The organism is Acididesulfobacillus acetoxydans (genome assembly GCF_902729405.1).
GTDB classification, from domain to species: Bacteria; Bacillota; Desulfitobacteriia; order Desulfitobacteriales; family Desulfitobacteriaceae; genus Acididesulfobacillus; species Acididesulfobacillus acetoxydans.
The window spans coordinates 888,013-900,766 of the sequence record NZ_LR746496.1 but is presented as its reverse complement, the minus strand read 5'-3'; the positions used below and the strand labels follow the sequence as shown (position 1 = coordinate 900,766).

The 12,754-nt window shown below is 56.6% G+C and carries 16 protein-coding genes; 5 read left to right on the top strand and 11 right to left on the bottom strand.

Features of this window, described 5'->3' with window-relative positions:
- Positions 1-12: 12 nt before the first annotated feature.
- The 5 genes from MNU25_RS04050 to hypE all read left to right on the top strand — a co-directional run bounded on the left by MNU25_RS04050 (position 13) and on the right by hypE (position 3,715).
- The gene (locus MNU25_RS04050) at positions 13-612 is read left to right on the top strand and encodes a cytochrome b/b6 domain-containing protein (RefSeq protein ID WP_240983888.1); all 600 of its coding nucleotides are present in this window, start codon (positions 13-15) and stop codon (positions 610-612) included.
- A 146-nt stretch (positions 613-758) separates the two neighbouring features.
- The gene (locus MNU25_RS04045) at positions 759-1,247 is read left to right on the top strand and encodes a HyaD/HybD family hydrogenase maturation endopeptidase (protein WP_240983887.1); all 489 of its coding nucleotides are present in this window, start codon (positions 759-761) and stop codon (positions 1,245-1,247) included.
- Between the two features lie 194 nt (positions 1,248-1,441).
- On the top strand, positions 1,442-1,669 hold the full coding sequence (locus MNU25_RS04040; RefSeq protein WP_240983886.1) for a HypC/HybG/HupF family hydrogenase formation chaperone: 228 nt from the start codon (positions 1,442-1,444) through the stop codon (positions 1,667-1,669).
- The gene (hypD, locus tag MNU25_RS04035; RefSeq protein WP_240983885.1) at positions 1,650-2,786 is read left to right on the top strand and encodes a hydrogenase formation protein HypD; all 1,137 of its coding nucleotides are present in this window, start codon (positions 1,650-1,652) and stop codon (positions 2,784-2,786) included. The genes MNU25_RS04040 and hypD overlap by 20 nt, the downstream gene beginning before the upstream one ends.
- 5 nt (positions 2,787-2,791) lie before the next feature.
- Positions 2,792-3,715: a hydrogenase expression/formation protein HypE gene (hypE, locus tag MNU25_RS04030; protein ID WP_420838682.1), complete on the top strand. Its 924-nt coding sequence runs from the start codon at positions 2,792-2,794 to the stop codon at positions 3,713-3,715.
- 308 nt (positions 3,716-4,023) lie between these two features.
- Here the strand turns inward: hypE and hydE are convergent, their stop codons facing one another.
- From hydE to infA, 11 genes are all read right to left on the bottom strand, one after another.
- Complete coding sequence (hydE, locus tag MNU25_RS04025) at positions 4,024-5,106, bottom strand: [FeFe] hydrogenase H-cluster radical SAM maturase HydE (protein ID WP_240986718.1); 1,083 nt, start codon at positions 5,104-5,106, stop codon at positions 4,024-4,026.
- A 136-nt stretch (positions 5,107-5,242) separates the two neighbouring features.
- Entirely contained in the window at positions 5,243-6,049 is an 807-nt protein-coding gene (gene truA / locus MNU25_RS04020) for a tRNA pseudouridine(38-40) synthase TruA (protein ID WP_240983884.1), read from the bottom strand.
- Positions 6,050-6,618: 569 nt separating this feature from the next.
- A complete protein-coding gene (locus MNU25_RS04015; protein WP_240983883.1) occupies positions 6,619-8,133 on the bottom strand; it encodes a flotillin family protein in 1,515 nt (504 codons plus the stop codon).
- A 6-nt stretch (positions 8,134-8,139) separates the two neighbouring features.
- Positions 8,140-8,970, bottom strand: coding sequence for an NfeD family protein (locus MNU25_RS04010; protein WP_240983882.1), 831 nt, complete (start codon positions 8,968-8,970; stop codon positions 8,140-8,142).
- A gap of 454 nt (positions 8,971-9,424) precedes the next feature.
- Entirely contained in the window at positions 9,425-9,766 is a 342-nt protein-coding gene (rplQ, locus tag MNU25_RS04005) for a 50S ribosomal protein L17 (RefSeq protein ID WP_240983881.1), read from the bottom strand.
- 21 nt (positions 9,767-9,787) lie between these two features.
- On the bottom strand, positions 9,788-10,735 hold the full coding sequence (locus MNU25_RS04000) for a DNA-directed RNA polymerase subunit alpha (protein ID WP_240983880.1): 948 nt from the start codon (positions 10,733-10,735) through the stop codon (positions 9,788-9,790).
- 183 nt (positions 10,736-10,918) lie between these two features.
- Complete coding sequence (gene rpsD / locus MNU25_RS03995) at positions 10,919-11,548, bottom strand: 30S ribosomal protein S4 (RefSeq protein WP_240983879.1); 630 nt, start codon at positions 11,546-11,548, stop codon at positions 10,919-10,921.
- Between the two features lie 12 nt (positions 11,549-11,560).
- The gene (gene rpsK, locus MNU25_RS03990; protein WP_047830808.1) at positions 11,561-11,950 is read right to left on the bottom strand and encodes a 30S ribosomal protein S11; all 390 of its coding nucleotides are present in this window, start codon (positions 11,948-11,950) and stop codon (positions 11,561-11,563) included.
- A gap of 18 nt (positions 11,951-11,968) precedes the next feature.
- A complete protein-coding gene (gene rpsM / locus MNU25_RS03985) occupies positions 11,969-12,340 on the bottom strand; it encodes a 30S ribosomal protein S13 (protein WP_240983878.1) in 372 nt (123 codons plus the stop codon).
- A 37-nt stretch (positions 12,341-12,377) separates the two neighbouring features.
- A complete protein-coding gene (gene rpmJ, locus MNU25_RS03980) occupies positions 12,378-12,491 on the bottom strand; it encodes a 50S ribosomal protein L36 (protein WP_084719986.1) in 114 nt (37 codons plus the stop codon).
- A gap of 22 nt (positions 12,492-12,513) precedes the next feature.
- Complete coding sequence (gene infA / locus MNU25_RS03975) at positions 12,514-12,732, bottom strand: translation initiation factor IF-1 (RefSeq protein ID WP_047830806.1); 219 nt, start codon at positions 12,730-12,732, stop codon at positions 12,514-12,516.
- Positions 12,733-12,754 lie beyond the last annotated feature (22 nt).

Here is a 12,754-nt window from a genome sequence, read left to right as displayed (position 1 = left end):
GAGGAATGTTCAATGGAAACCCATCACCTGCCGCAGAGAGTTGCCCATGCCGTCAACTTGACCGCCATGGTAGTACTGGCAGCTACCGGGTTCTATCTGCACCGGCCGGCTGCTTACGGGCAGATGGGCACCATCCGCTATGTCCACTATGTGGCAGCATTCGTGCTTCTCGCCAATTTGGCCCTCCGCATCTATTATGCCTTTCTCGGACGCTATCGGGACTATTGGGAGTTTAAACCGAATGTTCGGTCGTTGCCTCAACAGGTGAAATACTATCTCTTTTTAAGTAATAAGGATGCCAAGCAGGGGCTTTATAATCCCCTGCAGCGTCTGGCCTATCTCGCGGTCATCCTCATGATCATTTTGCAAGCCCTTACCGGATTCGCCATGGGCTGGCCGCAGGGAACCATGTCTTTCCTCGTCGGATGGTTGGGCCTGGCGGAAATTCGTTCGATCCACTATCTTTTCACCTGGTTGTTCATCACCTTCCTGGTCATCCATCTCTACCTCGTCTTCACCGAATCCCCGCAGGCCTTCTGGGAAATGTTTACGGGACGGCAACGCAAAGAGAGCCGCTCTGTCGGCAAGAATATGGCCCATGAACGCATTTGACGGTACCCTCGCTTGACCGCGTCAAGTGAATTCGCCGCCCCCGTCAGCGCAAGATACAAGCCCGCGAACATGTGCAGCGTTGCGGCTGGGACCCTGCCCTCAGGAAGCCTTCCCCGCACGATAAACCCGAAGGAGCATTAAACACGATGTCAGTCGCAGCTCACGCCAAAACTTTGATACTGGGAGTCGGAAATGAACTCCTTCAGGACGAGGGCCTGGGTATTCACGCCGCCCGCCTCCTCACTCACTATGACCTTCCCCCCAATGTGGAAGTGATCGAGGCCGGCACAGCCGGCCCTCAGCTCCTGTCTTTGATTGAAGGAGTGGAGCATCTGATCGTGCTGGATTCTATAGACGCCAAGGCCGAACCCGGTGCCATCTTTCATTTTAAACCGGCCGATTTAGGGGCTTTTCCGCAAGGTTATATGGCTTCGATCCACGACGTCGGGCTGCTGGAAGTGTTGCAAATCGCCGATCTCCTGGGACAGGAACCCGACACTGATATTTTCGCTATGCAACCGGCTGTGATTGCCTGGGGCCTTGCTCCTTCGCCCGAAATTCAAGCTAGGCTCCGCGACTTCACAAACCTTGTCTACTCAGAACTTGCACCCGCACCGGGCCGAGCCGGGGCCTAAACGACAGGGCTTTTCCGCTCCTCCCTTGGTCCCGGCCCCCGAGCCTGGCTCCGCTGACTAATGAGTTATAATCAAATGATTACAAGCACTCCTTCGGACAGGGAGTGCTCTATCGCTTTTTGTGAGGTATAATAAAAATTAACCACAGTTCGTTTTTCCCTTACCTGCTACCATACAAGAAAGGGGTGGAAACCTTGTGTCTGGCTGTCCCCGCAAAAGTAGTCCGTATTCTGAATGATTTCACCGTGGAGGTGGAGACCTTTGGCAACCACGCGCGCGTGAACACCTCCCTGATCGAGCAAGTCAAACTCGGCGACTATGTGCTGGTTCACGCCGGTTTTGCGATTGAGATCGTCGATCAAGACTCCGCCCAGGAAAGTTTGGCACTCTGGAGGGAAATGTATGCCGTTCAATCGAGCTGAGCCCTCTCCCCTTCTGCCTTTCAACGATGACCTCGCTTTGGGACGCGCGATGCTTGCCCGAATCAAGGAGGGTCTTGCTGACTGGCAGCGGGCGCACGGGCGTAAATTAACCCTCATGGAAGTTTGCGGCACACATACCGTCGCTCTCTCCCACAGCGGCATCCGGGATGCCCTGCGTCCTTGGGTGGATTTCCGCAGCGGCCCCGGCTGTCCCGTCTGTGTCACGGATCAAGAAGACATCGACGCCATGCTGGAACTCGCCACCCTGCCCGGTTTGACCGTCACAACCTTCGGCGACATGGTCCGCGTACCCGGAAGCCGTAGGAATCTGGCACAAGCCAAAGCCGCCGGGGCAGATGTGCGGATTGTTTATTCCCCTCTCGAAGCCGTGGATTTGGCCCAAGCCGAACCCCAGAGGCAGATCGTCTTTATGGGCATAGGTTTTGAAACCACCGTTCCTACTGTAGCCGCCGCTTTACGCAAGGCCGTCGAAGAAGGACTGGAAAACTTCTCCGTCTACAGTGTGCACAAGCTGGCCGCCCCTGTCATCCGACAGCTCCTTCAGGATCCGGAACTGAAACTGGACGGCCTCATTCTCCCAGGCCATGTTGCGGCCATCACCGGTCGCCGCCCCTTTGCTTTTGTGGCCTCTGATTTTTCCCTTCCTGCCGCCGTGACCGGTTTTGCCGAGCTTGATCTCTTGGGCGGAATACAAGATCTCCTGACTCAGTACCATGAAGGTTCCGCCCGTGTGAGCAATTGCTACCCCCGCATCGTTCGGGAAGAGGGCAACCGCAAGGCTTGGAACCTCGTCGACCGCTATTTCACGCAGGGAGATGTCAGGTGGAGAGGGCTTGGCCTGCTGCCGGACAGCGGCCTGGTCCTGCGTCCGGAATATCGGAGATTTGACGCCCAGCAGCGTTTTCCTCTCAACCTCCCGCCCGCACACCTACCCCCCGGCTGTCTTTGCGGCGAAGTCCTCAAAGGAAAGGTCCTGCCCTTCGATTGCCGGCACTTTGCCAAATCCTGCACACCTGTCCATCCGGTGGGTCCGTGCATGGTTTCCGGCGAAGGTACCTGTGCCACTTATTATAAATACGAGCGAAGAGAGGGGTGATTTCGGTGACCTTCACCGGTTTGCGGAAAAATGAGCCCGGACTCCTCCTTCTCGCCCACGGCGACGGCGGAATTCTGACCCATGAATTAATCAAAGGGGTATTTCAGAAATACCTGACGGCCCCCGAACTTCTGGCCCTGACAGATGCCGCCCTGCTGCCCGGCGCGGGCACGATTGCCCTGACGACAGACTCCTTCGTCGTCAATCCCCTTTTCTTCCCGGGCGGGGACATCGGCAAACTGGCAGTGGCCGGAACCGTCAATGATCTGGCCGTAAGCGGCTCTAAACCCAAATACCTCACCGCCGGCTTCATCCTCGAGGAAGGGCTTGATCTCGCTCTCCTGGAACGCGCGGTCGCATCCATGGCCGCTACCGCCGAATCATGCGGCATTTCTCTGGTCGCCGGCGATACCAAAGTGGTGGAACGGGGCAAAGGAGACGGGATTTATATCAACACGACCGGAATCGGCTTTAAAGACGAAAACGCGTCCTTGGGCTATGAGCGGATCGAGCCCGGGGATAAGATTCTTCTAAACGGGGGAATCGGCGAACACGGAGTCGCCGTTTTGGCTGAGCGCGCGGGCTTCACTTTTGACCAAACCATTCTCAGCGACTGTGCCCCCCTCAATACCCTTATTACCCCTCTTCTGGAAACGTTCGGCCCGGCTGTCAAGTTTATGCGCGATCCGACCCGCGGGGGCCTGGCCACCACGGCCAAAGAGATCGCCCTTGCCAGCGGCCGCGACCTTTGGCTGGAGGAGACAGCCATCCCGGTGCGCGCCGAAGTACGCGGCGCCACTGAGTTCCTGGGTCTGGATCCGCTTTATTTGGCGAATGAAGGCAAATGCATCCTCATCACAGCCGCCTCCATGGCCGACGAAATCGTCGTTTCCTCCGCCGTTTTCCGACAGGGGAAAGGAGCGCCGTGATCGGGGAAGTTCGTGAGGGCCGGGGCCGTGTACTTCTGGAAACGCCTTTAGGGGGTACCCGTCTGGTCGATATGCTGGCAGGTGCGCCCCTGCCCAGAATCTGCTGACGGTTTCCGCCTCTCTGTCCGCCTCGACCGAGTGGCCCGCCTCAAACACAGGGGATTCCCACAGCCCCCGGGATGGCCGGGGGCTGCCCTCTCACAGCTTTGTCAGCAGTGTGCCGTAACAAGGCTCTAAGCGGTCTAGCCTGTCTGCGCTGCCTTCTCATCGTGTTGTCGGTACCGAGCAAACGGAGTGTCTGCATTACCCTAAGAATTTTCCCTGCGAGCAGCGCCCGGTCGCCGCCGGCCCGCTTTCTCCCGGGCATAAAGCTTCTGTCTTGACCCGTAACCCTTTCCCACCGTTCTGCCCATGCCCTCGAGCTTCCGGCAGAGCTCCGCGCGGCTTTCCTCCGGGGACTCATCCGCTCCCGCTTTGCCCGGGTATAAGGCATAGAGTCTTCTGTATTGCAGTTCCGAGATATTCGGCATGACTACATTGGCCCCGCTTTGCAAGGCGAGAAGGCGCCCTTCCCGGCGCAGCGTCTCCATAGCCGTGGTGGCCGGGATATTGCTGTCCGGGAGGAGCAGGCGTGTCAAGGCCATGACCTTCAAACTGAGCAGGAAGTCTCCTCCTTGGGCTCCTTTCAAAGGAGTATCCATATGCGGTATGAACGGGCCTATGCCCACCATATCCGCCTCAAGCGACCGAAAATAGAGAATATCGTCGGCCAGGGAAGCAATCGTTTGGCCGGGCAGCCCCACCAGAGAACCGCAGCCGACTTCATACCCGAGCCTTTTCAGGTCACGCAGACAGCGTTTTCGATTCTCGTGACTCATGCCCGGATCCAAGTCTTCATAAAGCCTTCTGTCCGTTGTCTCGATCCTAAGCAAGTAGCGGTCCGCCCCCGCCTCTCTGAAAGCTGCGTAGTCCGCACCGCTTTTCTCGCCGATACTCAGAGCGACGGCCAAACCATACTGCTTTAATTCTCTGATGATCTGGCACATCTTGGCCACCGTGTAGTAGTCATCCTCCCCGGATTGCAGGACCACGGTCCTGTAGCCATACTCCCGGCCTTTCCGGGCAAGCCCGATGATTTCTTCCGGGGTGAGCCGGTAGCGCCCCAGCCCCCGGTTGCCCGCTCTCAGCCCACAGTAAAAACAATTTCTCCGGCAGATATTCGAAAATTCGATGAGACCCCTAAGGTGCACTTCGTCTCCGACATACTTTCGCCTCACCCTGTCGGCCGCGGCAAAAATCTCGCGGTCATACTCGCGGCCGGAGAGCAGGCAGACCAGTTCATCGCGGCTCAGATCATGTATTTGTTCCGCCCGGCGCAGGAGCGCTGACATGGCGTTCACTTCGTTACAACCTCCTTGCATCCCGGGCAGACGGTGAAGCTTTCTGCTTTTGCCGAATAGGGTTCTGTACTTTTGCACGAAAACTGTTGTCCTTTTTGAAGATAAGCCGTTGTACTTTCGGTTGCTGCTAACGATCCTTTTTCCCCTTCCCCCGCCTCAAGTCGGGAAAGACCTCCCGGGGCAATTCTTCTCCGTAATGCACATGGACCAGGGTAAGACCGTGGGCGGGGGCCGTTTCTCCCGCCTCTTTGCGTTCTCTGCCGGCTAAAATCCCCTCAACCCGTTCCACCGGGATTTTCCCGCGGCCGACTTCCAGCAGTGTTCCGACCAAGATCCGGACCATGTGGTAGAGAAACCCGTCCGCGGCGCAGGTGACGCTTAGGAGCCCGTTTTCTCCCTCCGCCACCCGGCAAACGTACAGCGTCCGCTCAAAGGTCTTACTCGTACCGCCGGCGGCCGCAAAGGCCCGGAAGTCATGTTTCCCCTCCAGCAGGTCAGCCGCTTCGGCCATGGCTTCCCGCCTCAGCGGCAGGGGCTCGTGCAGGGCGTAAAGGCGCTGAAAGACATCGGGAACCGGACGGTTATCAATCAGGTAGTCATAGCGTTTCCAGCGGGCGGAGAAGCGAGAGTGAAACTCCGGCCGCTCATTCAGCGCGCTGAGGATTCGGATATCGCGCGGAAGCAGGCTGTTGAAAGCCTTTGGGATCTTTTCCTCCGGAATGCGCGTCTCAGACTGGAAATTCACGACCTGCCCTTTGGCATGCACCCCGGTGTCAGTCCGTCCGGCGGTGTGAACTTGGATTTTCTCCCCCACCAGGGACTCCCAAACCCTTTCCAAGGTACCTTGGATGGTCGGCCCATGGGGCTGAGGCTGACGTTGGAATCCATGGTAGCTTGTCCCGTCGTAAGCGAGGGTTAGACAAATATTGCGCATAAATCCGCTCCTTCACAGCTAGTGAACTCGTTCAGCAGACTTCTCCATCCATAGTATACCACGAACAAGTCCCGCCACTCACGCCGGGCAGGCCCCTTCCGCTTGCTCTTTTGGGGCCTGGGAAGCCGCCGGCGGAGCTGCCCGTACGGCAAAATGCCTCGTGTAATCCGAAGCAGAATTCGAAGTGAACTCGGACATAGAATTTCAAATAGAATCTGAAGATGACCAAAAACCGGAGAGCCGGGAAATAACTCTTCCCGGCTCTCCGCCCAACACCTCTTCCGCAGCTCTCCTGAACTTCCCCCCGGCTAAGGCCTGCTAAAGCCAAGGGTTTCTGAGAGCCGAAGGAGGCAGGGATTGCCCTGCCACTCGCCGCAAGTTGTTGTGAATTTCTCCACGCCGCCCGCAGGAACGATTCCGCACCCGACCAAGCCTTACAAGACTTGGTTGCATGAAGAACGCCGTCTTTGACAAACCTGAGATCATGCGGTTGTCCGGGTGTTGAACGCACATGCGGCTAAGCCTCTTGGTCAGTACTTTCGGGCTTGCGTGGAAGACGCCCCCGCCCCTTAAAGCGCAGGCGAGGAAGATTCACCGCTATCGGACTTTACGACGTCTCCGCGGTTCTCCGCAGGCACAGGTTTCAGCTGTTTGAGCCAATCCCCTACGGAGATTCCGGTCAGTCCTTCTACGAGTTCCGGCGCCTGGGCCATGATTTGCGCCACGTCTTGAGTCACTTTCTGTAATCCGGTATTAGCCCCGCCCGTGGAAAGCACCGTGATCTTGTCGACATGTTCGAGCGGCAGCGTAACCGCTTTGGCCAGTTCGGGCAAGCCGGCCAAAAGTTTATCGAGAATAGCCGCCTGCGAATAATTCTGATAGGCCTTGGCTTTTGCTTCCACGGCCTCCGCTTCAGCCAATCCCTGGGCTTTGAGAACGTCGGCTCGGGCCATACCGGCCGCTCGTTCCGCTTCAGCCGCAGCCAAACCCTGCGCTTTAGCCGCGTCGGCTTGAGCCAGCCCTTCCGACCGCAGCGCCTCGGCCCGGCCGGCCGCGGTCAAAGTCAAGCGTGCTTTTTCCGCTTCGGCGAGCGCGCGGATTTTCTGCTGCTCGGCTTCTGTCTCTTTGAGAACGGTCGCGATTAATTCCTTTTCTTTGCGGATGATCTCGGCTTCCTGAACCTTGATTTGACCTTCGCGCTCAATCTGTTGCACGCGCAGTTTTTCCTGGGTCACCGTTTGTTCCAACTCAATGTTGCGAATGTCGTAAGCCCGTTCCTTTTCCGCCGTCGCTTTGGCCACTTCGGCGTCAAAGGCGGCTTTTTTCAAGTTCATATCCTTGGTAAATTCCGCCTGTTTGGCTTCCGAAGCCGTTTGGGCCAACACCCGCTCCTGGTCGGCCCCGGCTCTGGCAACCGCGGCTTCTCTTAGAGCCACGGCTTTTTGCATTTCGGTTTCTTTGAAAGCGATAGCCTCGGCAATGGCAGCCTCTTTCTTAATCCGGGCGATCTCCGGTTTCCCCATGTTGACAATATAATCGTTGCCGTCTTTAACATTTTTAATCGTGAAAGAACGGACTTCGAGACCCATTTTGATCAGGTCCCCCGCGCAGGTTTGCAGCATCTGGGACTGCACCATTTCCGGCTCTTTGACGATCTGTTCCACCGTCAGAGTACCGACAATTCCGCGCAAATGTCCTTCCATGACCAGTCTGATCATGCTTTGCCGTTCTTCCTCGGTCTTGTTCAGGAATTGGATGGATGCCGTCGTAATGCTGTCCGGATCGTCTTTCACCTTGATCTGGGCCACCGCCTCCACCATCACGGCTACGCCTTGATTGGTGTAAAGCTCGTTGGACGGAATAACGTCAAAAGACATGAGTTCCAGGGAAAGCTTCTTTGAGGTTTGAATGAGAGGCCATACCACCCTGCCTCCCCCGGTGACCACATGGTTTCCCCCGATGCCATAGATAATCAGAGCCTCGTCCGGACCCACCTTTTGAAACATGCGGGCCAGAATAAACAGGATGATTAAGAGACCGATAACCGCCAAGATCACTACGAGAAGAATTGATAGCAACTCCATCCGATTTTATCCCTCCATTTTTCCGCTATACAGCATGAATTCTTCCTTGAGCAGCACCACCGCCACTCCTTCATCGACTCCGATGATAATCACGGTCTCCCCTTTCCTAATCTCCCGGCCGTCCCGCTCTTTCGCGGGTATGGCCGCACGGCTATGGTTCAAAACGTAGCTGACCTCTCCCCAATGGCCGGCAAAAATCGTCGAACTCACACTTCCCTCCATTCCTATTAAATTGAAATCGTCGGCCCGCAAATACTCGGTCTGCCCTTTGACGAGAATATTGACCAGCACCCAGTAGATGATGTAGGCAAAGGCGAGACCGCCCACGGCAGCGGCGAAAAGAATCAAAAACAAGGGAAGTCCGGCCCATACGTGCTGCACGGCAAAACCGGCTGCACCAAAACCCAAGAGAAAACCCAAAAGCGTGTTCACATTGAGAAGGGAAACCTGTTGTGAGCCCGCGCTCTGTCCGGACATCCCGTGCGCCGCCTGAGCGGACGAGCCGCTGCCCTGGCCCGAGCCGGCGCCCGCGCTCCCCGAACCGCCGGGGGTATAGGCGGTCCCACCCTGGGCCGCAATATCCCCTCCGTGGGAGACGCCCCCGCCGTGAGCGATATCCCCACCGTGCAGGATATCCCCTCCGTGGGAGACGCCCCCGCCGTGAGCGATATCCCCGGCGTGCAAGATACCCCCTCCGTGAGAGATGCCCCCGCCATGGGACATGTCCCCTCCGTGGAAGCCGCCAAGCAATAGTGCGCCCACACTGGTCAGTAAACCAACGCCGAAGCAAATGAGAAAAAAGGCGCTAAGGGGATCAAACATCAAATTCCCCGTCAATTGCAACCCTCCCCTCCCCGACTTAACTTTCTCCAATCTCTATACTTATTCGGCACCTGCCCGTTCATTCCTCCGCGGTTCGGTAGAATACCAAAAATTTTGCTTACGCTTAACTCGGATCATCTTTTATGGCTTTCATGACGCAGTCCCGGGGCCCGATTGGACCAGAAAGCGAGAATAAAAAAAGATGCCCACCTTTGTAAGCATCTTCGTCCTGTCCCGAAAGCCCCGCTAACCCCCGCCAATCCGCGGAGTTAACGCGCGTCCCGGCAAGGCACGCTCGCTCCTTTCGTCCCTTGCCGGTGCCACATTGCTGCGACCTGGGGGTCTGTCCCGAAAGCTCCCCGTCCCGGCCTGAAATCCGGATCACAAGGGGCATCCGGACGGGGGGCAAACCAGCGGGCTGTCCCGCACCGCTGCCTGGCCGTCGCGGGTTGGGACTTTGCGCCTGACTTTATTTCACCAGCTCAACCAGTACCATCTCAGCGGCGTCGCCCCGACGGCTGCCGAGCTTCATGGTTCGGGTATAGCCGCCTTGACGACCGTCATACTGCGGTGCAATCGTTTCGAAAAGTTTCTTTACCGTATCTTCATCAAGCATGTAAGCCATAGCCTGACGCCGGGCCGCCAAATCTCCTTGTTTGCCGAGCGTGATCAGTTTCTCCGCGACAGCGTTCAATTCTTTGGCCCGGGCTGCTGTGGTCTCGATACGCTCATGTTTGAAGAGGGAGGTCACAATGTTGCGCAACATGGCGTTGCGATGACCCATATTTCTCCCCAGTTTACGATATGCCATTGCTTTCCCCTCCTTTACGGGCTAGTCTTCCGGTTTCCGAAAACCCAGTCCGAGTGCCCCCAGCTTTTGCTCGACCTCTTCCAGGGACTTGCGGCCCAGATTGCGTACTTTGATCATATCCTCTTCCGTCTTCAGCGTCAACTCTTCGACCGTATTGATCCCCGCCCGCTTCAAGCAGTTGTAGGATCGGACCGAGAGGTCCAGCTCTTCGATGGTCATCTCGAGAATCTTGTCCTTCGGCTCTTCTTCCTTCTCCACCATTATCTCGACGCCGGAAATTTTGTCCGTCAGGCCCATGAACAGGCGCAGGTGCTCGCTGAGAATCTTGGCGGCCAAACTCGTCGCTTCTTCGGGGGAAACGCTGCCGTTGGACCAAACTTCCAAAGTGAGCTTGTCATAGTCGGTAACCATGCCCACCCGGGTGTCTTCCACAGTATAATTCACTTTGTAGATCGGGGCGAAGATGGAATCGATCGGGATAACACCGATCACGTCGTCCGCTTTCTTGTTCTTCTCGGCAGAAACATAGCCCCGTCCCCGTTCGGCAGACATTTCCATGAAGAGGCGCCCGTCACGGTCCAAGGTGGCGATTTTCAGGTCCGGATTCAAAATCTCAATGTCCGGGTCTGTGATGATATCGCCGGCCCGCACAACCCCTTCCCCTTCCATTTCCAGACGCAAGATCCGGGGTTCATCGGTGTGCCCCTTAAGTGCCAGGGTTTTCAGGTTGAGAATAATGTCGGTGACATCTTCCAAAACACCGGGAATCGTTGAGAATTCATGGAGAACTCCTTCTATCTTGATCGAGGTCACGGCAGTCCCCTCCAGGGAGGAAAGCAGAATCCTGCGCAAGGAGTTGCCCAGAGTGATACCATACCCTCTCTCCAGCGGCTCCACCACAAACTTGGCGTAGGTATTGTTATCTGAACGCTCAACGCATTCGATTTTTGGCTTCTCGATTTCTAACATCGGGTTGCACCTTCTTTCTCGGGAACTTGATTCAAATCCATCCTGACATCTATTTTCAGAGCGACCCCCCCTCTGAGGCCTACCCCAGGGAATGAAGCCGACAGCCGGAAGCAAAGCGCTCTTTCTTTAGCGGCATACCTTACTCCCCGTCCGCCCCAGCCCCTGACGTCCGGCACTCATAGGTTAACGGGAGTATTTCTCAACGATGAGGTGTTCTTGGATGGGTAATTGAACGTCTTCACGAGACGGAAAGGCGAGGATCGTTCCGGCTGCGGCATTGACATCCAAGCTAATCCAGCCGGGAACCGGTCGGGTTCCCAGGTTCTGCAGAATTTCTTTTATGCGCGGCGAACTCTTGCTTCCTTCCTTCACCGCGACAATCTCCCCGACCCGCAGAGAATAGGAAGGAATGTCCACCCGTCTGCCGTTGACGGTGAAGTGCCCATGCCGTACCAACTGACGGGCTTCGGGCCGCGAGGAAGCGAAACCCAAACGGTAAACGACATTATCCAGACGCCTTTCCAAGAGGCGCAAAAGATTTTCGCCGGTCATCCCTTTTTGACGATTGGCTTCCACAAAATAGCTGCGGAACTGGCCTTCCATCACGCCGTAAAAACGGCGTGCCTTTTGTTTTTCGCGCAACTGAATGCCATATTCGGTCGGTTTCTTCCCCCGGCTTTGGCCGTGCTGGCCCGGCGCGTACTGCCTGCGATCTATGGCACACTTGCCGGTATAACAACGGTCGCCTTTGAGAAAGAGTTTCATTCCTTCGCGGCGGCACAAACGGCAAACGGGCCCCGTGTATCTTGCCATGCTGACACCTCCTTAAACCCTTCTGCGCTTCGGCGGACGACAGCCGTTATGCGGAATGGGCGTAACGTCCTTAATTAAATTGACTTCCAACCCGGCGGCCTGGAGGGCCCGGATCGCCGCTTCGCGCCCGGCACCCGGGCCTTTCACGAAGCACTCAACTTCTTTCATGCCGTGCTCCATCGCCTCTTTGGCGGCGGTTTCCGCCGCCATTTGAGCGGCAAAGGGCGTGCTTTTACGCGAGCCCTTGAACCCCAGGGCGCCGGAACTTGACCACGAAATCGCATTCCCCGTCGTATCGGCTATGGTCACAATGGTATTGTTAAACGTCGACTTGATATGGGCAACCCCGGAAGCAATATTCTTGCGTTCCCGGCGCTTTGTCCGGACTGCTTTACGCGGCATTTCGGTTATCCCCCCTCATTACTTCTTGCGCCGTGCCCCAACGGTACGGGCCGGCCCCTTGCGCGTCCGGGCATTGGTCTTTGTCCGCTGTCCCCGCACAGGCAACCCGCGCCGGTGGCGCAAACCGCGGTAGGACCCGATCTCGATCAGCCGCTTGACATTGAGGGATACCTCCCGGCGCAGGTCTCCTTCAACTTTATATTCTTTATCAATTGCTTCCCGCAGGCGTGTCACTTCCACTTCGGACAAATCGCGCACACGGGTATCCGGGTTGACACCTGTTAGAGCGAGAATCTTGCGCGAGGTTGGTATCCCTATGCCGAAAATATAGGTCAGGCCCACCTCTACACGTTTCTCGCGCGGCAAATCGACTCCTGCGATACGTGCCACTTATTTGTACACCCCCAATTATTCAGTCTGGGTTTCTTCAACCCTGTCTCTGCTTGTGTTTGGGATTTTCGCAAATCACCATGACTTTGCCGTGGCGTTTAATGATCTTGCACTTCTCACACATCTTCTTAACGGAAGGCTTGACTTTCACCCGTATCCACTCCCTTTGGTCCTTACTTAAACCGATACACGATTCGTCCCCGGGAAAGGTCGTAGGGAGAAAGCTCCACCGTAACCCGATCACCGGGAAGGATCCGGATAAAATTCATGCGAATTTTCCCGGAGACGTGCGCCAGAACCTTGTGTCCGTTCGCCAACTCGACCAGAAACATGGCGTTGGGCAGTGGTTCCAAGACTTTTCCTTCAACTTCGATTACGTCCTCTTTAGACATGCGTCATCCCTCCTCTGGCGTC